Genomic DNA, 17,957 nt, shown 5'->3' with positions numbered 1-17,957 from the left:
TGTCGCGCGATCATGTTCCGTCGCGCGGGTTTTTTGTTGCCGCCACTATAACCAGCTATGCTGCGACCAAACAACAGGAGGAAATCCGATGCCCGCCGCCTACTTCGTCATCCGCGCCATCGTCACCGATGCCAGCAAGCGCGCCGCCTTCGTCGCCGATTTCAACCGCGTCTGGCCCGAGGTGAAACGCTCGCGCGAGAGGCTGGTGCTGGCGCAGGAGTTTGTCGCCTAGGCACGGTCCTGTAGCCCGGATGGAGCGCAGCGTAATCCGGGGCCTTGTCTCTCGGAAGACTTTCCCGGATTGCGCTTCGCTCCATCCGGGCTACGAAGCTGTCACCTTTGCAATGAACCTGAACGCGCGATTCAGCCGCAGTTCATGTCGCGAACCCGACACTTCCCTCCGCATCATGCAACGTTGCTCGAGAGGAAGACGTCATGGAACGCCGCAATTTGCTCAAACTCGCCCTCGGCGCCGCGGTCGGTGCGGCTGCATTCACAACTGTCGCACAGGCCGCGCCGCTGGCGCCACAGCCGCTCAATGGTCCGGCCGCCGCGCCTGGCGCGAACGCCGATATCCGGCCGGCGGTCACCAGCAGCGAGGAGATCGCCCAGATCAAGCCGGAGCAGGTGCGCTGGCATGGCGGCTGGCATCACCGTCACTGGGGCTGGCGCCACCGTCATTGGCATCGTCGCTGGCACCGCCGCCACTGGCGTCGCTGGTAACGCCTTCCTGGAATGAAAAAGGGGATCGCGATTGCGATCCCCTTTTTTGTTGCGTCGGGCCTCTCAACGAAAATGGCCGCGCAGGCTGATGCCGCGCGGCCATCTTGCAACTGCAGAGATCAGAACGGACGGCAGCGGCCGGCGTACCAGCGGAAGCCATAGGGGCACACGCGCGGACGCACCACCACGACCGGCGCGGGGCGGGGCGCCACGACGACGACCGGAGGGCGCCCGCCCATCGGACGGCAGCCACCATAGGGGCCGCGAAACCAGCCGGGGCCGCAACCACCGGCGGCGCTGGCCGCCTCGCTGAAGCCAACGACCGCGCTGGCGAGCATCACGGCGGCGAACAGATATTTCATGTGGTCTTCCTTCTCGTCCTTGGGCAGGTTCTTTGGGGGCAGGGCGCTTGCGGCGCACAATGAATCAAAAGACATGATTCGACACGTTAATTCCGGGCTCGTGCCGACCACGTCGCAATCCAAATCTGCCAATCATGATCTGAATACGACATGAATGCCGCGGCAACGTCGCATGCTGCTTGAGACGACAGCGAACGGCGCTAGTGTCCAAGGAAATCGAGCACCAGCTCCTTGTACTTGTCGGGCGCCTCCAGGAAGACGAGATGGCCAGTGTCGGGGATCACCTCCGCCCGCGCATTCGGCATCTTCGCGGCAAACGCCTTCGCCAGTTCGGCGTTCTGCCCCATTTTTCCGCGTAACGCCTCCGGCGCATTCGGCCGCCCCGGCGCGTTATGGTCGTCGGCGCCCATGATGAACAGCGTCGGCTCGGTGATCAGCGCGACCTCGTGCGCCACCGGCTCGCGATAGATCATCTGGCCGGAGCTCACGAAGGCGTGCAGCCAGCGCGGATAATCCGGGCTGCCCTTGATGTTGAAGCGGGCATCGATGAACGGCGTGATCGCCTCGGGCGGCAGCTTGATCGAATAGTTGGTCACAAGCTGCTTGCGGTAGCCGTCGGCCGTGAGCTTGTCCTCGCTCTCGATGATCTTCTCGGTCGGCGTCGGCGGCACGTAGAGGCGATAATCTTCCAGCCCGATCGGTGCGGTCAGCACCAGATGGGCGACGCGATCCGGATAGGCGCGCGCGATGCGCACGCCGAGCATGCCGCCGAGCGAATGCGCGATGATCTCGACTTTGTCGATTTTGAGATGATCGAGCAGCGCGATGGTGTTGCGCGCCAGCGTGTCGAAATGCAGTTCGCCTGATGGCTTGGAGGATTTCCCAAAACCAATCTGGTCCGGCACCACGACGCGAAAGCCGGCCTCACTCAGCATTTTGATGACAGGCGCCCAATAGCTCGACGGGAAATTGCGCCCGTGCAGCAGCACCACGGTGCGGCCGTTCGGCTGCGCAGGTGCCACGTCCATATAGGCCATGCTGAGCGGCTCGCCGTCATTGACCACCGGCAGCAGATGCACGGGATAGGGATAGGCAAAACCTTCGAGCGCGATGCCATAGGGCTCGCGGGGCGCGTCGGCCGCGCGTGCGGAGGTGAGTGGGGCGGCGAGGAGAGCGGCGGCGAGGGTGGCCGGGAGGATGCGGATCATGGGGGTCTCCGTCATGCCCGGGCTTGTCCCGGGCATCCACGTGGCCGCCGCAATAAAGGCGTGGATGGCCGGGTCAAGCCCGGCCATGACGAGAGCCCTTATTGACACGCAAACGTGTGATCAGTCCTTGCCGTTCACGAACAGCGCCGCGAACTGCTTCTCGCCGGTCCGGGTAAAGTTCACCACGCGGCTGCCGGGGGTGGCGTCGCGCGCGGCCCATTTCAGCTCGGCAAACCGCTGCATCATCGCGGCGCCCAGCGTGCCGGCGAGATGGTGGCGCCGCTCGCTCCAGTCGAGGCAGGCCTTGCAGACCGGCCGGCGCGGATGGCTCAGCATGTCCGGCGAGATTTGCAAATGCCTGGCGAGGAAGCGCTCGCCTTCCGCCGTCAGCTCGATCTCCTGCTTCTTCTGCCTGACCAGGTTTCGCGAACGCAAGCTATCGAGCATCTGCACGCCGAGATCGCCGGCGAGGTGGTCGTAGCAAATGCGCGCGCGCCGCAGCGCCGGATCCTTCGGCCCGGTGCGCACGCGCATGTGGCCGGTGCGCGCGGCAAGCCCCGCGAGCCCCTCAAGCACGCCGGCGACGTCGTCGTCGGTGAGGCGGTAATAGCGGTGGCGGCCCTGCTTCTCCGGCTCGACCAATCCACCGCCCTCGAGCTTGGCCAGATGGGAGCTCGCGGTCTGCGGCGTGATGCCGGCCTCCTGCGCCAGCTCGCTCGCGGTCAGCGCGCGGCCGTTCATCAGCGCCGTGAGCATGTTGGCGCGGGCGGGGTCGCCGACCAGCGAGGCGACCATGGCGATGTCGGGTCCTGATTTCATACTTCGATGATAACCGAACCATTGTGGTTGGGCAAGGGCGTAGCCTCTCTCCGCCAACACGTCGTCGCGAGCGAAGCGAAGCAATCGAGACTGCTTCAGCGGCGACGGCGTTGCTCGCGCTTTTTGCAATGACGATGTGCAAACTTCAGGAGCCCAACATGTCCGTCACCGTCTTCATCCGCTATCAGCTCGATCCCTTCAGGCGCGCGCAGTTCGAGGAGTATTCGAAGCGCTGGCTCACCATCATTCCGAAATGCGGTGGCGACCTGATCGGCTATTTCATGCCGCATGAGGGCACCAACAACATCGCGTTCGCCCTGATCACTTTCGACAGCCTCGCTGCCTATGAGGCCTATCGCGCGCGGCTGCGGCAGGATGGCGAAGGCATGGCGAACTTCCATTTTGCCGAGGACAACAAATTCATCCTTGCGGAAGAGCGCAGTTTTCTGCGCAAGGTGGTAGTGTAGGGCACCAATTACAGGAGATGCCCATGATCGCCGTGATCTTCGAGGTCTGGCCCAAGCCCGAATATAGCCAGGATTATTTCGATCTCGCGGCTGATCTGAAGCCGATCCTGCAAACCATCGACGGCTTCATCTCGGTCGAGCGCTTCGAGAGCCTGACCGAGAAGGGCAAGATCCTGTCGCTGTCGTTCTGGCGGGATGAGGCCGCCGTCGCAGCCTGGCGCAATACGATGGAGCACCGCCGTACGCAGGCCAAGGGCAGAGCAAAGATATTTGCCGACTATCATCTGCGTATCGCCAGTGTGCTCCGCGACTACGGCATGAATGACCGCGAGCAGGCGCCGAAGGACAGCCGCGCGGTGCACGACGCGCACTAGCGCGATCGAAAACGCGTGCCTATCTCTGCGCGGCCAACAAGGGAGAGAAACATGCATGTGACAACCGCTGACAAGCGCACGGCGTTCAGGAAGATGCACGAGAGCGGCTGCTTCATCCTGCCCAATCCCGTCGATGTCGGCAGCGCCAAAGCGTTGCAGCATCTGGGTTTCAAGGCGCTGGCGTCATCCAGCGCGGGCTTTGCCTGGACCATCGGCAAAGCCGACAACCGCGTCACCGTCGACGATGTCTGTCGGCATCTGGCAGCATTGAGCTCGTCCGTGGACATTCCCGTCAACGCGGATTTCGAAGGCGGCTTCGCGGTCGAGCCCGATCAGGTCGCTGACAATGTCGAGCGCGGTGTGCGCACGGGCGTCGCGGGCCTCTCGATCGAGGATTCCACCGGTGACAAGGACAAGCCGCTCTACGACCATGCCCTCGCGGTCGAGCGCATCAAGGCCTCGCGCAAGGCGATCGGCGACAGCGGCACGCTGCTGGTCGGCCGCTGCGAGGCCTATCTCTGGGGCGTGACCGACCTCAAGCTCGTCATCGACCGGCTCACCGCTTATGCGGATGCCGGTGCCGACTGCCTCTATGCGCCGGGCCTGAAGACGCGCGAGGACATCGTCGCTGTGGTGAAGGCTGTCGCACCAAAGCCGTTCAACCTCCTGGTCGGCGGCTCCGGGCTGTCATTAAAGGAAGCCGAGGATCTCGGCGTGCGCCGCATCAGCGTCGGCGGCTCGCTTGCGCGTGCTGCCTGGGGCGGGTTCATGCGCGCCGCGAAGGAGATGGCGGAGAAGGGGACGTTTGCCGAGCTTGCCAGCGGCTATCCCGGCGGCGAGCTCAACAAGATGTTTAGCTAAGCGAAAGCGGCGGGACTCATGGTCCCGCCGCTGTCGCACATTGTTGTAAATCGTTACTTCGCACCGTCGGACGGAGTCTGCGTGTCCGGGGCCGGTTTGCTCGGCGCCGCACCCGTGGTCACGCCCGGCGCGGTGTTGTTGCGCGGCGTCACGTCTCGCATGCCGGGAGGCGCTGCCGGATTGGTCGACGGCGCCTGTTGCGCAGTCTGCGTCGCCGGCGCGTTGCTCGCCTGGTTACTTGTGCTGGTATTGTTCAGCCCATAGAACACCGCGCCGAGCACCAGGGCGATGGCTACCGCAAACAGCGCGATTTTGCCGCTGGAGGCGGGGCCTTCGCCGAGCTCGGGATCGGCCTGAAGGTCGGCATCCCGGCGCGCCGCGCGAAGGTACTCATCGTCGGTGAAGTTTGGGCGATACGGATCGTTCGGAAAACGGTCGTCAGCCATCGATTGGGTCTCCTCGTTTATTGCCGCGGGACAACCCGTGGATGCGAGATTCTGTTCCGCGCTCCTTATGCTTTCGTCGCATGTTGCCCTCACGCCAGGAATCGGGAACCTGTTCATGCGGGAACTCTCTGCGCAAGTTCCATGGCAGTGGAAGGGAACAATCGATGTGGAGCCTGCCGCCGAGCGATAGTGTGCTGCATTTCCTGTCGCTCGCCGCCGTCGCCGCGCAGGGCATGACCGCCGCGCTCGCTGCCGGCCGCCGCAGCATGGACTGGCTGGGGGTCTGCTTTCTCGGCTGCATCACGGCGCTCGGCGGCGGCACGTTGCGCGATCTCTTCCTTGGACACTATCCGCTGGCCTGGGTGCAAAACCCGATCTATCTCGCGCTCGCCGGCGGCGCGGCCTTCCTCACCATCCTGTTCGCGCGCCTCGTGCACCGGCTGAAGGTCGCCTTCATCGTGCTCGATGCGATCGGCCTCGTGGTCTTCACCATGACCGGCTGCGACGTCGCCTGGCAGATGGACGCCACGCTGCCGATCGTCATCGTCTCCGGCATGGTGACGGGCTGCGCCGGCGGCGTGTTGCGCGATGTGCTCTGCAACGACGTGCCGCTGCTGTTTCGTTCCGAGCTCTATGCCACGGTCTCGGTGGTGACCGGTTTGTTCTATGCCACGGCATTCGGATTGAACATCAACGCCGAGATCTGGACTATCCTGACCTTCGTGCTCGGCATCAGCCTCCGCCTGCTCGCGGTGCGCTACAAGTGGGAGATGCCGAAATTCGTCTTCACCGGGGACGAGGAGCGAGGGCCGTAGCTACGACTCTTGCCCGCGCGCCTTCGCGACCTGCGCGGGTGTCACCAGCGGCGCCGCGTTGCCCCAGGAATTGCGGATGTAGTTCACGACCGCCGCGATCTCTTCGTCGGACAATTGCCTGGCATAGCCCGGCATCTCTCCGGTGTTCGGTGCCCGGGGCGTCGTCACGGTGCGCGCGCCGTCGAGGATCACGCGTAAGGTCGAGGACGGGTTGATCGATTGCAGCAGCGCATTGGCCGGCAATGGCGGATAGATGCGCGGGCTGCCTGAGCCATCGCCCTCATGGCAGGCGATGCAGAGCTTGGCGTAGACCGCCTGACCGGCTTTCATCTCGGCATCGTCCGGCGGCGTCACGATGGTCTCGCGGCGCGCCGGCGGCAGGCTCTTCAGGTACACCGCCATCGCACGCACATCGGCGTCGCTCATCTTCGAGGTCGAATTGACGATTACGTCGGCCATCGGCCCGCCGGCATGGCTTTTGGCGTTGCGGCCGCTTTGCAGATATTCCACGATGTCCTGCGCGCTCCAATTCTGCAATCCGGTCCGCGCGGCGCCATCGAGGCGCGGCGCGTACCAGCCGCCGAGCTCGCTGCCGGTCAGCGCCTGCGTAGTCTTGTCCGCGCCAAAATAGTTCTTCGGCGTGTGGCAGGCGCCACAATGGCCGAGTCCGGTGACGAGATAGCCGCCCCTGTTCCACGCCGCGCCCTTGCTCTGGTCCGGCTCGAACAGGCCGGGCTTGAAGAACAGAAAGTTCCAGGCCCGCATCAGGCCGCGATAGCCGAGCGGCCAGCGCAGCTCCGGCGGCTTGTTGCGGCTGACGACGGGCGCCAGCGTGCCGAGATAGGCGCGGATCGCGAGCGTGTCGTCCTTAGTCATATGGGTGAAGTAGGGGTAGGGGAAGGCCGGGTAATAGAGCGAGCCATCCGGCGCGGTGCCGGTGCGCACGGCACGCGTGAAATCGTCGTCGCTCCAGGCGCCGATCCCGGTGTCGCGGTCCGGCGTCAGGTTGGGCGCGTAGATCGCGCCGAAGGGCGTGTCGATGCGCTTGCCCCCGGCGAAGGGCTTTGCGGGATCGGCGGTGTGGCAGCCCGCACAGTCGCCGGCCTCGACCAGGGACTGGCCATAGGCGATCAACTCGGGCGACGGCTCGGCGGCGAAAGCCGGGCTCGCAATCGCACTGCACAAGGCCAAACCTGCCAGAGCCAGGCCAACCAGAATCGTCCGCATCCTCGACCCTTCATCCCGCGACCCAAAGCCCAACCGCATTATAGCGACGTCACGTCGTTTCGCGACGCCGGGGTATGGTGACACAAACTGAAAATAGCCGGTGCCTTTGCAGCCACGAAATTGCGATTATTGCCGGAGATCGAACCGGAGCCAGATTTGTGATGCGGACCATGAAATATCCGACATAGAGTGGCGAAAGTGGTCGACGCGCCCTAGCTAAAAATAACGGGTAGGCAACGGCTTAAGCAGCCAAACGCTCAAAAAGGGCGAAAGAGGAAGACATGGGCATCAACCAGGGTCCGATCAGTCTCGATCAAAAGTACACCCAGGACACCGGCCATATCTTCACGACGGGCATCCAGGCGCTGGTCCGCCTGCCCATGGCCCAGATTCGTCGCGACCGCGCCGCCGGGCTGAACACCGCAGGCTTCATCTCCGGCTATCGCGGCTCGCCGCTCGGCGGCTACGACCAGCAGCTGTTTGCCGCGCGAAAGCATCTCGAGCAGTACAACATCAAATTCCAGCCCGGCGTGAACGAGGATCTGGCGGCGACCGCGGTCTGGGGCTCGCAGCAGCTCAACCTTTCCCCCGGTGCCAAACACGACGGCGTGGTTGGCATCTGGTACGGCAAGGGCCCCGGCGTCGACCGCTGCGGCGACGTCTTCCGCCACGGCAATGCCGCCGGCTCCGCCAAGAACGGCGGCGTGCTGTGCCTGGCCGGTGACGACCACGGCGCTAAATCCTCAACCGTCCCGCATCAATCCGACCACGCCTTCATCTCGGCGCTGATGCCGTATCTCTACCCGTCGAGCATCCACGAGATGATCGAGATGGGCCTGCTCGGCATCGCGATGTCGCGCTATTCGGGCTGCTGGGTCGGCATGAAAGTGATCACCGAGACGGTGGAGACCACCGCCGAGATCGATCTCACCGACGAGATGACGCCGTTCGTGATCCCTACCGATTTTGAGATGCCCGAGGGTGGCCTCAATCTGCGCTGGCCCGACGACCGCTTTGCCCAGGACCGCCGTCTGCAGGACTACAAGGGCTTTGCCGCGATCGCTTTTGCGCGCGCCAACAAGGTGAACCGCATCACCATGGATTCGCCGAACGCCCGCTACGGCATCATGGCCTCGGGCAAGAGCTACGAGGACATCCGGCAGGCGCTGCGCGAGCTCGGTATCACACCCGAGGTCGCCGCCAAGATCGGACTTCGGTTGTACAAGATCGGCATGCCCTGGCCGCTGGAGCCGGAAGGCGTCAGGCAATTCGCTGTAGGCCTCGAGGAAATCTTCATTATCGAAGAGCGCCGCGAGATCGTCGAAAACCAGGTCAAGCAGGAGCTGTTTAACTGGCGTGACGACGTCCGCCCCCGCATCATCGGCAAGATGGACGATCACGACAAGCGCTTCCTCCCCTTTGCCGAAGAGCTCAGCGTCGCCTCACTGGCCAGTTCGCTCACCGAGCGCCTGCTTCGACTTGATCTCAATCCCGAAATTGCAAGCATGCTCCGCGCCAAGGCCGACTGGTTCAACGGCCGCCAGGCCACCCAGATGCAGGCCGTGGCACCCGTCTCCCGTACGCCATACTTCTGCTCCGGCTGTCCCCACAATACCTCGACCAAGGTGCCCGAAGGCAGCCGCGCCTTTGCCGGCATCGGTTGCCACTTCATGGCGCTGTGGATGGATCGCTCCACCGAGACCTTCACCCATATGGGCGGCGAGGGCGTGCCGTGGGTCGGCGTTGCCCCCTTTACCAAGGAAGAGCATGTGTTCGCCAATCTCGGCGATGGCACCTATTTCCACTCCGGCAGCCTCGCGATCCGCCAGGCGGTCGCCTCCGGCGCCAACATCACCTACAAGATCCTCTATAACGATGCGACCGCAATGACCGGCGGCCAGCATGTCGACGGCGAATTGTCGCCGCAGCAGATTACCTTCCAGCTCCATAGCGAAGGTATCCGCGAGATCTACCTCGTTTCGGAGAATCCTGACGCCTATCCGGCCAACGAGATCGCGCCCGGCGTCAAGACCGCGCATCGGGACGAACTCGACGCGGTTCAGAAAACGCTGCGCCAGGTGAAGGGCGCATCCGCGATCGTCTTTGTGCAGACCTGCGCGGCGGAGAAGCGCCGCCGCCGCAAGCGCGGCACGCTGGAGGATCCGGCGCGCCGTGTGCTCATCAATCCCGCGGTATGTGAAGGCTGCGGCGATTGCTCGGTGCAGTCGAACTGCATCTCGGTCGAGCCGCTGGAGACCGAGTTCGGCCGCAAGCGCGCCATCAACCAGTCGTCCTGCAATAAGGACTATTCCTGCGTAAAGGGCTTCTGCCCGTCCTTCGTCACGATCGACGGCGGCAAGCCGCGCCATCGCGCGCCGGCCGAACTCGCTGACATCGGGACGTTGCCCGAGCCGGCGTCGCGTCCCTCGCTGGACAAACCCTACAACATCGCCGTCGGCGGTGTTGGCGGCACCGGCGTGCTGACCATCGGCGCGCTGCTCGGCATGGCCGCACATATCGAGGGCAAGGCCTCGATGATTCTCGACATGTCCGGTCTCGCGCAGAAGGGCGGCGCGGTGCTGAGCCACGTCCGCCTGTCTGATCATCCGGCCGAGGTGACCTGTTCGCGCATCGTCACCGGCACGGCCGACGTCGTGCTTGCCGCCGACGAGGTGGTCGCCGTCGCCAAGGACACGATTTCGCTCTGCGACTCCAGTCGGACCCACGGCATCATCAACAGCCACGTCATTCCGACCGCGGACTTCGTCCTCAATCGCGACTTCAACTTCCAGACTCGCAAGCTGAACGGATTGTTGGAAACGGCGCTGCACAAGGATTCCGTCTTCTTCGATTTCACCAAGCCGGCCGAGCAGCTGCTCGGCGACAGCATCGCCACCAACATGATGATGATGGGCTACGCCTACCAGAAGGGGCTATTCCCGCTGTCGGCGGAATCGATCGAGCAGGCGATCGAGGTCAACGGCGTCGCGATCAAGATGAACAAGGAAGCCTTCCGCCTCGGCCGCCTCGCGGTTGCCGATCCGGCGCGCCTCGCCGACATGCTGAAGGGCACGGACGAGGTCGTCGCGCCCAAGACGCTGGATGCCATGACGCTGGACGAAGTCATCGAACACCGTGCCAAGCATCTCACGGCCTACCAGAACGGCCGTCTCGCCAGGCGCTATCGCAAGCTGGTCGACCAGGTCCGTGACGCCGCGAAGCAGGGCGGTTATGACGATGCGCTGCCGCGTGCGGTTGCGATCAACTACGCAAAACTGCTCGCCTACAAGGACGAGTACGAGGTCGCGCGGCTCTTCACCGACGGCGCCTTCGCCCAGCAGCTCCGCGACCAGTTCGAGGGCGATTTCAAGTTCAGCTTCAACCTGGCGCCGCCGATTTTGGCGTCCGGCGTCGATGCGCTCGGCCGTCCGAAGAAGCGCGCCTTCGGCCCGTGGATGCTGAAAATGTTCGGTGTGCTGGCAAAGTTCAAATTCCTGCGCGGCACGCCGCTCGATATTTTCGGCCGCAGCGCCGATCGCAAGCTCGAACGCGATTTGATCGTGGGCTACGAGAAGGATGTCGCCACCGTGCTCGGCTTGTTGTCGCCGCTCACGATCGACACGTCGGTCGAGTTGCTGTCACTGCCCGACCGCATCCGCGGCTACGGCCCGGTGAAGGAGAAGGCGGTCGCCGACGCCAAGGGCCGCTACGCCCAGCTCGCCGCCGACCTCGCCAGCCCGCCGCCCGCGCCAAGGCAGATCGCAGCGGAGTAACTTGGTAGGGTGGGTTAGCCCTGCGGCTGCGCGAAGCGCAGTCCGCAGGCGTAACCCACCCCTTCTCTGACGAAGTGTAAACCGGAGAGGTGGGTTACGCCTTCGGCTAACCCGCCCTACGATTTCCCGTTTGAAATCAACCACCGTTCTACTGTGCATGGGGTTGTTTTCGACCAATATGATAGTTTCCGATAAAACGAAAAAATCGCTTGTGCCGTCGGGCAAAACACCTTTAGGATTTTGGCTGTGGTGTCCGTCATTGCGCTCGCGATGACGATGTTGAGGAGCAGTGATCTCCGCGCCCGTTGCCACCCCATTTGCGCCGAGCCGCCGTCCTCTCGCCCGACGGAATATTTCCGCGCTTGCCAAGCAGGCCAGTGCGGTTCAGAAAAAAGAGCCAAGAAGAAACGCGAGCGGAGACCTCTGTTTTGACCATCAAGGGCAAAGCCTACATTGCCGGGATCTACGAGCACCCGACCCGGCATGCGCCGGATAAATCCACCGCCCAGCTCCACGCCGAGGTCGCCAAGGGCGCGATCGAGGATGCCGGGCTCTCCAAGGACGATGTCGACGGCTATTTCTGCGCGGGCGACGCGCCCGGCGGCGCCTGGCCGATGGTCGATTATCTCGGCCTGAACACCAGAAAGCTCCGTCACGTCGATTCCACCGAGACCGGCGGCTGTTCCTACATCATCCATCTCGGCCATGCCGCCGAAGCGATCGCGGCGGGCAAGTGCTCGATCGCGCTGATCACGCTCGCCGGCAAGCCGCGCACAGGCGCAATGCCGCCGCGCGCGGCCGGCGCGGAAGTCGATTTCGAGTCCGCTTATGGCGCGACCACGCACAATGCCTATGGCATGTGTGCCATGCGCCACATGCACGACTATGGCACCACCAGCGAGCAGCTCGCCTGGATCAAGGTCGCAGCCTCCCATCACGCGCAATACAATCCGCATGCGATGCTGAAGGACGTCGTCACCGTCGAGGACGTGCTGAACTCGCCGATGATCTCCGATCCCCTGCATCGTATGGATTGCTGCGTCGTCTCCGACGGCGGCGGCGCGCTGATCGTGACGACGCCGGAGATCGCCAGGAGCCTGAAGAAGCCGCTGGTCAAGCTGATCGGCCATGGCGAGGCGATGAAGGGCCCGCGCGGCGGCAAGGATCTCGACCTTACGTATTCCGCCGGCATCTGGTCCGGCCCGCGCGCGTTCGAGGAAGCCGGCATCACGCCGCAGGACATCAAATACGCTTCGATCTATGACAGCTTCACCATCACCGTCTTGATGCAGCTCGAAGACCTCGGCTTCTGTAGGAAGGGCGAGGGCGGCAAGTTCGTCGCCGACGGCAATTTGATCTCGGGCGTCGGCAAGCTGCCGTTCAACACCGATGGCGGCGGCCTGTGCAGCAACCATCCCGTCAACCGTGGCGGCATGACCAAGATCCTCGAAGCCGTCAGGCAGTTGCGCGGTGAGGCGCATCCGAAGGTGCAGGTGAAAAACTGCGATCTCGCCATCGCCCACGGCACCGGCGGATTGTTGGGCGTTCGCCATGCCGCCTCGACCGCCATTCTGGAGCGCGTGTGATGAGCGAAGCCAAGAAATATCCGGCTCCCGTAACGAACCCCGAGACCGCCGCGTTCTGGGACGCGGCCAAGCAGGGCAAGTTCATGATCAAGCGCTGCGCCGCCTGCGGCGAGGCGCATTACTTCCCGCGCTCGATCTGCCCGTTCTGCTATTCCGACAAGACGGTGTGGGAGGAATCTTCGGGCGAGGGCACGATCTACACTTATAGCCTGATGCGGAAATCGCCGACCGGTCCTTACGCGATCGGCTATGTCACGCTGAAGGAGGGGCCTTCGCTGCAGACCAATTTCGTCGACTGCGATCTGACGACGCTGAAGATCGGCCAGAAGGTGAAGGTGGTGTTCAAGCCGACCGACGGCGCACCGCTGCCGTTCTTCACGCCGGCCTGATGCTTTCTTCCTTCCCCCCCTTATGGGGAAGGTGGCGCGAAGCGCCGGATGAGGGGTATCGCTCCGCAGAGAGACTCGCAATGCGGAGCCAACCCCTCACCCAAACGAGTTTGCTGCACGGCTCTCGCAGCCCTCTCCCACAAGGGAAGAGGGCACTTCGACTGGCAGCGGCGCACAAGAATCCGGGGAGGAAACGAACAAAATGTCCGCCAGATACGAAGAACTCAAAGGCCTGAAAAACATCGGCCAGAAATACGCCTACAGCGATCGCGAGGTGATGCTCTACGCCTGTGGCATCGGTCTCGGCGCTGATCCCATGGACGAGAACGAGCTCGCTTTCGTCAACGAGGGCACGCTGACGCCGCGGCCGCTCAAGGTGGTGCCGACCTTTGCCTCCGTCGCCGCGTGGGGCGCGGGCCCCGGCGAGATGAACCTCAACCGCGTCATGGTGGTCGATGGCGAGCGCGACATCACCTTCCACCAACCGCTGCCGGTCGCGGCCCACATCACCGCCGATTCCTCCGTGGTCGAGGTCTTCGACAAGGGCAAGGACAAGGGCGTCGTCATCAGCCACCAGACCGTGCTCAAGAACGAGAAAGGCGAAAAGCTTGCAACTCTCGTCGCCTCGCGCTTCGCCCGCGGCGATGGCGGTTTCGGCGGGCCGAACCTGACGCAGCCCGATCCGCACAAGATCCCGTCGCGTTCGCCCGACCGGTCCATCGACATCGTCACGCGTCCCGACCAGGCGTTGGTGTACCGTCTCTGTGGCGATCGCAACCCGCTGCACTCTGATCCCGAGTTCGCCAGGAAGGCGGGCTTCCCGCGCCCGATCCTGCACGGCATGTGTACCTACGGCATCACCTGCCGCGGCGTGCTCCAGACCTATGCCGACTACGATGCAAGCGCGTTCCGCCAGCACGTCGCGCGGTTCTCTTCGCCGGTCTATCCCGGCGAGACCGTGACCATGGACCTCTGGAAGGACGGCAACGTGATCTCGTTCGAAGCGAGGGTGAAGTCGCGCGGCGTCACCGTGATCAAGAACGGCAAGACGGTGCTGGGTTAGGGACGCACGGGCCGTTCACTCCCTCGCCCCGCTCTTGCGGGGGAGAGGTGAAGAAAGAAAAACAAACAGGGAGAAGCCACCATGGGACTACTCGACGGCAAGGTTGCGCTGATCACCGGCGCGGGTGGGGGGCTTGGTGAGGCCTACGCAAAACTGTTCGCACGGGAGGGGGCGTCCGTCGTCGTCAACGACCTTGGCGGCCCCCGTGACGGCTCGGGCGCCGACAAGTCGATGGCTCAGCTTGTGGTCGACGCGATCAAGGCCGACGGCGGCAAGGCGGTCGCCAACGGCGCAGACATCTCCACCATGGAGGGCGGCCAATCGGTGTTCGACGACGCCATCAAGCATTTCGGCCGCGCCGACATCCTGGTCAACAACGCGGGCATTCTGCGCGACCAGACCTTCGCAAAAGCCACCGAATCCGACTGGGACAAGGTCATCAAGGTGCATCTGAAGGGCACCTTTTGCTGCACCATGCCGGTGTTTCGCTGGATGCGGGAAAACGGCGGTGGCGTCATCGTCAACACCTCCTCGACCTCCGGCCTGATCGGCAATTTCGGCCAGACCAATTACGGTGCGGCCAAGGGCGGCATCTGGGGCCTGTCCAACGTGCTGGCGATCGAGGGTCGGAAGTACAACATCCGGATCTGGACGCTGGCCCCGGGCGCCCTGACCCGCATGACCGCAGACCTGCCCCGCTATAAGGAGAACCCCGGCGCGGCGCTGGGGCCGGACGGCATCGCGCCGGCCGTGCTATACATGGTCAGCGACTTGTCGGGCGACCAGACCGGCAAGGTGCTGGGCGTGTCCGGGCCCCGCGGCGTGCGCGAAATGCGGATGATGGAAATGGAAGGCTGGAAACCGCCGCACACGGGCTGGAACGCCCGGGACATCGCCGATCATGCCAAGGAGATCTTCTTCTCCGAGGAGCAGATCAAGATGGGCGCGCGGCGGTTTTGAGCCATGGTCGTTCCGGGGCGCGCAATGCGCGAACCCGGGACCTCGAAAGGATAAAGCACTGATGAAACTCACCGCCGACGCCAAGGGCACCTTCGCAATCGCGCCGACACCGTTCCACGATGACGGCCGGATCGACGAGCGCTCGATCGACCGCCTGACCGATTTCTACGAGGAGGTCGGCTGCGACGGCGTCACGGTGCTCGGTATCCTCGGTGAGGCGCCGAAGCTCGACGCCGTCGAGGCCGAGCACGTCGCGGTACGCTTCGTCAAGCGCGCCAAGACAATGCAGGTGATCGTCGGCGTCTCCGCGCCGGGTTTTGCCACCATGCGCTCGCTGGCGAGGGCCTCGATGGACGCGGGCGCGGCCGGCGTCATGATTGCGCCGCCGCCGTCGCTGCGCACCGACGACCAGATCGTCGGCTATTTCAAGCAGGCGGCCGAGGCGATCGGCCCTGACGTGCCCTGGGTGCTCCAGGACTATCCGCTGACGCTGTCGGTGGTGTTCACGCCGGCCGTGATCCGCAAGATCGTCATGGACAATTCGAATTGCGTGATGCTCAAGCACGAGGACTGGCCGGGTCTCGAGAAGATCTCGACGCTGCGCGGTTTTCAGAAGGACGGCTCGCTGCGGCCGCTCTCGATCCTCTGCGGCAATGGCGGCACGTTCCTCGACTTCGAGATGGAGCGCGGCGCCGACGGTGCCATGACCGGCTACGCCTTCCCCGAGCTTCTGATCGACGTCGTGAACCTGTCCAAGGCCGGCAAGCGCGACGCTGCGCACGATCTGTTCGACGCGCATCTGCCGCTGATCCGCTACGAACAGCAACCGGGTGCGGGCCTTGCCGTGCGTAAATACGTGCTCCAGAAGCGCGGCATCATCGCCTCCAGCGCCCAGCGCAAGCCCGGCGCGACAATCACGGCGGCGGCGAAGGCCGAGGTCGATTATCTCCTGTCGCGCGTGGCGAAGGTCGACAAGCGCGCCAATCTCGGACCCCAATCGAGCGCCGCAGGCTAGTTGCATGCCCGAGACATCAGCATCACGCCCGGCCTCGACCATCCTCCTGCTCCGTAATGGTGCGAAGGAGGTTGAGGTCTTCATGATGGTTCGCCATCATCAGATCGAGTTCAACTCGGGCGCGCTGGTGTTTCCGGGCGGCAGCGTCGATGCCGGCGATCAGGAGATCGTCAAGCGGTCCGACCTGTATTCGGGCGGCGAGGGCCTGAGTGAATCGGATCGCGGCTTTCGTATTGCTGCGATCCGCGAAACTTTTGAGGAGAGCGGCATTTTGCTGGCCCGGTCGAAGGATTCGGGCACGCCAGTCGATGCCAAGCGTGCCGGCGAGATCGCGGACAAGCATCGCGTCGCCCTCAACGAGCACAAGATCAGCTTCCTGAGCATCTTGGCCGACAATGGTCTCCAGCTCGCGCTTGATACGCTCGTGCCTTACGCGCACTGGATCACGCCGGAAGGCATGCCAAAACGCTTCGACACTTGGTTCTTTCTCGCCGCTGCGCCGCCGGACCAGCTCGGCGCTCATGATGGCCGGGAGTCCACCGACTCGATCTGGGTCTCTCCGCGCGAGGCGGTGGCGGGCGGCGAGAGCGGCCGCTTCAAGCTGCCGTTCCCGACCACGCGCAATCTGATCCGGCTTGCGGAGCAGCCGACGGTGAAGTCTGCGCTCGAGCATGCAAGCAGCATGTCGATCGTGACGGTGATGCCTGTCATGACCAAGACCGAGAGCGGTCGTCAGCTTCGCATCCCCCGTGAGGCCGGTTATGACGGCGAGGTGTTCGAAGTCGGCGCGATCGGCTAGGACACTTCGATGCGCGACGAACTATTGCGCCCAAGGTCGCGCTATGGTCCGCCCACTGAAAACGGGACGGATCGGGCGCCATGGACAACCGGCAGGACACCAATATCGCCGTCGAGCTGGCGCTGCTGCTCGCGCTCGCGGCGCTGTGGGGCGGCTCCTACACCTTCATCAAGCTCGGCGTCGCCACCATTCCGCCGATCACGCTAATCGCCGCGCGCACGGCGATCGCCGGCCTGCTGCTGCTCGTCGTGATGCGGGCGCGTGGCGTCAGGATGCCAACGGATGGGCCGACCTGGCAGCGCTTCGCCTTCCAGGCGGTGCTCAACAGCGTGATCCCCTGGACCCTGATCGCCTGGGGCGAGCGCCATGTCGATGCATCCCTCGCCACCATCCTCAATTCGGCCGGACCCATCTTCACCTTCTTGCTGACCGCGGTCGTCACCCGCCACGAGGCGACGAGCCCGCGAAAACTGTTCGGCGTGGTCGCCGGCATGGTCGGCATCCTGCTCATCGTCGGCGTCGATGCGTTCTATGATATCGGCAGCGGCCTCGTCGCGGAGGCGGCCATCGTCGCCGCCACCATCTGCTACGCCTGCGCCGCGATTTTCGGGCGGAGCTTCAAAGGCCTCGATCCGATGGCGCCCGCCGCCGGCTCGCTGCTCGCCGGGGCTGCGGTCCTGATCCCGGCCTCGCTGGTGTTCGAGCAGCCCTGGACGCTGTCGCCCGCGCTGAGCTCCGTGCTGGCGCTGCTCGCGCTCGCGGTGTTCTCGACCGCGGCGGCGTTCGCGATCTATTTCCGCCTGATCCAGACGCTCGGCTCGGTCGGCACCACCGCCCAGGCCTATCTCCGCGTCCCGATCGGGGTCGCCATCAGCGTCGCCATTCTCGGTGAGACCCTGAGCCAGACCGCCTGGATTGGGCTCGCCTGCGTCGTCCTCGGCGTTGCCGCCATGACGATCCTCGGCCGGACCAATGCCGTCGCTAAACCATCATGAAAAACAGCCCCTTCCGGTCGGTGGAGGCATGTTCCCCCGGAGGGGCGATACAGCGTATATTGGCAGGGTATGGAG

General features: G+C 64.2%; 19 protein-coding genes. 14 read left to right on the top strand and 5 right to left on the bottom strand.

What is annotated here, in order from left to right:
* The first annotated feature begins 88 nt into the window (after positions 1 to 88).
* The gene (locus JJE66_RS36050; RefSeq protein ID WP_200520545.1) at positions 89 to 232 is read left to right on the top strand and encodes a hypothetical protein; all 144 of its coding nucleotides are present in this window, start codon (positions 89 to 91) and stop codon (positions 230 to 232) included.
* A 203-nt stretch (positions 233 to 435) separates the two neighbouring features.
* Positions 436 to 723: a twin-arginine translocation (Tat) gene (locus JJE66_RS36045; RefSeq protein ID WP_200520544.1), complete on the top strand. Its 288-nt coding sequence runs from the start codon at positions 436 to 438 to the stop codon at positions 721 to 723.
* A gap of 119 nt (positions 724 to 842) precedes the next feature.
* Here JJE66_RS36045 and JJE66_RS36040 read toward each other — a convergent pair whose 3' ends face one another.
* The 3 genes from JJE66_RS36040 to JJE66_RS36030 form a co-directional block, all read right to left on the bottom strand.
* A complete protein-coding gene (locus JJE66_RS36040; protein WP_200520563.1) occupies positions 843 to 1,085 on the bottom strand; it encodes a GCG_CRPN prefix-to-repeats domain-containing protein in 243 nt (80 codons plus the stop codon).
* 200 nt (positions 1,086 to 1,285) lie between these two features.
* Positions 1,286 to 2,293 (bottom strand): alpha/beta fold hydrolase, encoded by a 1,008-nt coding sequence (locus JJE66_RS36035; RefSeq protein ID WP_200520543.1) that lies wholly within the window; start codon positions 2,291 to 2,293, stop codon positions 1,286 to 1,288.
* A 120-nt stretch (positions 2,294 to 2,413) separates the two neighbouring features.
* On the bottom strand, positions 2,414 to 3,112 hold the full coding sequence (locus tag JJE66_RS36030) for a winged helix-turn-helix domain-containing protein (protein ID WP_200520542.1): 699 nt from the start codon (positions 3,110 to 3,112) through the stop codon (positions 2,414 to 2,416).
* Positions 3,113 to 3,270: 158 nt separating this feature from the next.
* Between JJE66_RS36030 and JJE66_RS36025 the strand changes: the two genes are divergently transcribed.
* The 3 genes from JJE66_RS36025 to JJE66_RS36015 are packed head-to-tail and all read left to right on the top strand — an operon-like array spanning position 3,271 to position 4,814.
* The gene (locus JJE66_RS36025; RefSeq protein ID WP_200520541.1) at positions 3,271 to 3,579 is read left to right on the top strand and encodes an NIPSNAP family protein; all 309 of its coding nucleotides are present in this window, start codon (positions 3,271 to 3,273) and stop codon (positions 3,577 to 3,579) included.
* 23 nt (positions 3,580 to 3,602) lie between these two features.
* Positions 3,603 to 3,953, top strand: coding sequence for an antibiotic biosynthesis monooxygenase (locus JJE66_RS36020; RefSeq protein ID WP_200520540.1), 351 nt, complete (start codon positions 3,603 to 3,605; stop codon positions 3,951 to 3,953).
* Positions 3,954 to 4,004: 51 nt separating this feature from the next.
* Positions 4,005 to 4,814 carry an oxaloacetate decarboxylase gene (locus tag JJE66_RS36015; RefSeq protein ID WP_200520539.1) on the top strand — a complete coding sequence of 270 codons (810 nt, stop codon included), beginning with the start codon at positions 4,005 to 4,007 and terminating at the stop codon, positions 4,812 to 4,814.
* A 53-nt stretch (positions 4,815 to 4,867) separates the two neighbouring features.
* Here the strand turns inward: JJE66_RS36015 and JJE66_RS36010 are convergent, their stop codons facing one another.
* Complete coding sequence (locus JJE66_RS36010) at positions 4,868 to 5,260, bottom strand: hypothetical protein (RefSeq protein ID WP_200520538.1); 393 nt, start codon at positions 5,258 to 5,260, stop codon at positions 4,868 to 4,870.
* Between the two features lie 164 nt (positions 5,261 to 5,424).
* On the opposite strand from JJE66_RS36010, the gene JJE66_RS36005 reads away from it, so the two are divergent.
* Positions 5,425 to 6,075 (top strand): trimeric intracellular cation channel family protein, encoded by a 651-nt coding sequence (locus JJE66_RS36005; protein ID WP_200520537.1) that lies wholly within the window; start codon positions 5,425 to 5,427, stop codon positions 6,073 to 6,075.
* Here the strand turns inward: JJE66_RS36005 and JJE66_RS36000 are convergent, their stop codons facing one another.
* Entirely contained in the window at positions 6,076 to 7,302 is a 1,227-nt protein-coding gene (locus JJE66_RS36000; RefSeq protein WP_200520536.1) for a cytochrome c, read from the bottom strand.
* Between the two features lie 281 nt (positions 7,303 to 7,583).
* Here JJE66_RS36000 and JJE66_RS35995 point away from each other — a divergent pair, with 281 nt between their 5' ends.
* The 8 genes from JJE66_RS35995 (at position 7,584) to JJE66_RS35960 (ending at position 17,882) form a co-directional block, all read left to right on the top strand.
* Positions 7,584 to 11,075 (top strand): indolepyruvate ferredoxin oxidoreductase family protein, encoded by a 3,492-nt coding sequence (locus JJE66_RS35995; RefSeq protein WP_200520535.1) that lies wholly within the window; start codon positions 7,584 to 7,586, stop codon positions 11,073 to 11,075.
* A gap of 428 nt (positions 11,076 to 11,503) precedes the next feature.
* Positions 11,504 to 12,661, top strand: coding sequence for a thiolase domain-containing protein (locus JJE66_RS35990; RefSeq protein ID WP_200520534.1), 1,158 nt, complete (start codon positions 11,504 to 11,506; stop codon positions 12,659 to 12,661).
* The gene (locus tag JJE66_RS35985; protein WP_200520533.1) at positions 12,661 to 13,050 is read left to right on the top strand and encodes a Zn-ribbon domain-containing OB-fold protein; all 390 of its coding nucleotides are present in this window, start codon (positions 12,661 to 12,663) and stop codon (positions 13,048 to 13,050) included. The genes JJE66_RS35990 and JJE66_RS35985 overlap by 1 nt, the downstream gene beginning before the upstream one ends.
* A 202-nt stretch (positions 13,051 to 13,252) precedes the next feature.
* Positions 13,253 to 14,113: a MaoC family dehydratase gene (locus tag JJE66_RS35980; protein ID WP_200520532.1), complete on the top strand. Its 861-nt coding sequence runs from the start codon at positions 13,253 to 13,255 to the stop codon at positions 14,111 to 14,113.
* 81 nt (positions 14,114 to 14,194) lie between these two features.
* The gene (locus tag JJE66_RS35975) at positions 14,195 to 15,073 is read left to right on the top strand and encodes an SDR family oxidoreductase (protein WP_200520531.1); all 879 of its coding nucleotides are present in this window, start codon (positions 14,195 to 14,197) and stop codon (positions 15,071 to 15,073) included.
* A 61-nt stretch (positions 15,074 to 15,134) separates the two neighbouring features.
* Positions 15,135 to 16,088 (top strand): dihydrodipicolinate synthase family protein, encoded by a 954-nt coding sequence (locus JJE66_RS35970; protein WP_200520530.1) that lies wholly within the window; start codon positions 15,135 to 15,137, stop codon positions 16,086 to 16,088.
* A gap of 4 nt (positions 16,089 to 16,092) precedes the next feature.
* Positions 16,093 to 16,887: an NUDIX domain-containing protein gene (locus JJE66_RS35965; RefSeq protein ID WP_200520529.1), complete on the top strand. Its 795-nt coding sequence runs from the start codon at positions 16,093 to 16,095 to the stop codon at positions 16,885 to 16,887.
* Positions 16,888 to 16,967: 80 nt separating this feature from the next.
* Positions 16,968 to 17,882 carry a DMT family transporter gene (locus tag JJE66_RS35960; RefSeq protein WP_200520528.1) on the top strand — a complete coding sequence of 305 codons (915 nt, stop codon included), beginning with the start codon at positions 16,968 to 16,970 and terminating at the stop codon, positions 17,880 to 17,882.
* Positions 17,883 to 17,957 lie beyond the last annotated feature (75 nt).

The organism is Bradyrhizobium diazoefficiens (genome assembly GCF_016612535.1).
GTDB lineage: Bacteria > Pseudomonadota > Alphaproteobacteria > Rhizobiales > Xanthobacteraceae > Bradyrhizobium > Bradyrhizobium diazoefficiens_C.
Note: the sequence above shows the minus strand (reverse complement) of the source record. Positions and strands in the feature narration are given on the sequence as shown.

Excerpts from the sequence above, each read along its gene's own strand:
- JJE66_RS36050 (WP_200520545.1), top strand. The coding sequence starts at position 89 with ATGCCCGCCGCCTACTTCGTCATCCGCGCCATCGTCACCGATGCCAGC.
- JJE66_RS36045 (WP_200520544.1), top strand. The coding sequence starts at position 436 with ATGGAACGCCGCAATTTGCTCAAACTCGCCCTCGGCGCCGCGGTCGGT.
- JJE66_RS36040 (WP_200520563.1), bottom strand. The coding sequence starts at position 1,085 with ATGAAATATCTGTTCGCCGCCGTGATGCTCGCCAGCGCGGTCGTTGGC.
- JJE66_RS36035 (WP_200520543.1), bottom strand. The coding sequence starts at position 2,293 with ATGATCCGCATCCTCCCGGCCACCCTCGCCGCCGCTCTCCTCGCCGCC.
- JJE66_RS36030 (WP_200520542.1), bottom strand. The coding sequence starts at position 3,112 with ATGAAATCAGGACCCGACATCGCCATGGTCGCCTCGCTGGTCGGCGAC.
- JJE66_RS36025 (WP_200520541.1), top strand. The coding sequence starts at position 3,271 with ATGTCCGTCACCGTCTTCATCCGCTATCAGCTCGATCCCTTCAGGCGC.
- JJE66_RS36020 (WP_200520540.1), top strand. The coding sequence starts at position 3,603 with ATGATCGCCGTGATCTTCGAGGTCTGGCCCAAGCCCGAATATAGCCAG.
- JJE66_RS36015 (WP_200520539.1), top strand. The coding sequence starts at position 4,005 with ATGCATGTGACAACCGCTGACAAGCGCACGGCGTTCAGGAAGATGCAC.
- JJE66_RS36010 (WP_200520538.1), bottom strand. The coding sequence starts at position 5,260 with ATGGCTGACGACCGTTTTCCGAACGATCCGTATCGCCCAAACTTCACC.
- JJE66_RS36005 (WP_200520537.1), top strand. The coding sequence starts at position 5,425 with ATGTGGAGCCTGCCGCCGAGCGATAGTGTGCTGCATTTCCTGTCGCTC.
- JJE66_RS36000 (WP_200520536.1), bottom strand. The coding sequence starts at position 7,302 with ATGCGGACGATTCTGGTTGGCCTGGCTCTGGCAGGTTTGGCCTTGTGC.
- JJE66_RS35995 (WP_200520535.1), top strand. The coding sequence starts at position 7,584 with ATGGGCATCAACCAGGGTCCGATCAGTCTCGATCAAAAGTACACCCAG.
- JJE66_RS35985 (WP_200520533.1), top strand. The coding sequence starts at position 12,661 with ATGAGCGAAGCCAAGAAATATCCGGCTCCCGTAACGAACCCCGAGACC.
- JJE66_RS35980 (WP_200520532.1), top strand. The coding sequence starts at position 13,253 with ATGTCCGCCAGATACGAAGAACTCAAAGGCCTGAAAAACATCGGCCAG.
- JJE66_RS35975 (WP_200520531.1), top strand. The coding sequence starts at position 14,195 with ATGGGACTACTCGACGGCAAGGTTGCGCTGATCACCGGCGCGGGTGGG.
- JJE66_RS35970 (WP_200520530.1), top strand. The coding sequence starts at position 15,135 with ATGAAACTCACCGCCGACGCCAAGGGCACCTTCGCAATCGCGCCGACA.
- JJE66_RS35965 (WP_200520529.1), top strand. The coding sequence starts at position 16,093 with ATGCCCGAGACATCAGCATCACGCCCGGCCTCGACCATCCTCCTGCTC.
- JJE66_RS35960 (WP_200520528.1), top strand. The coding sequence starts at position 16,968 with ATGGACAACCGGCAGGACACCAATATCGCCGTCGAGCTGGCGCTGCTG.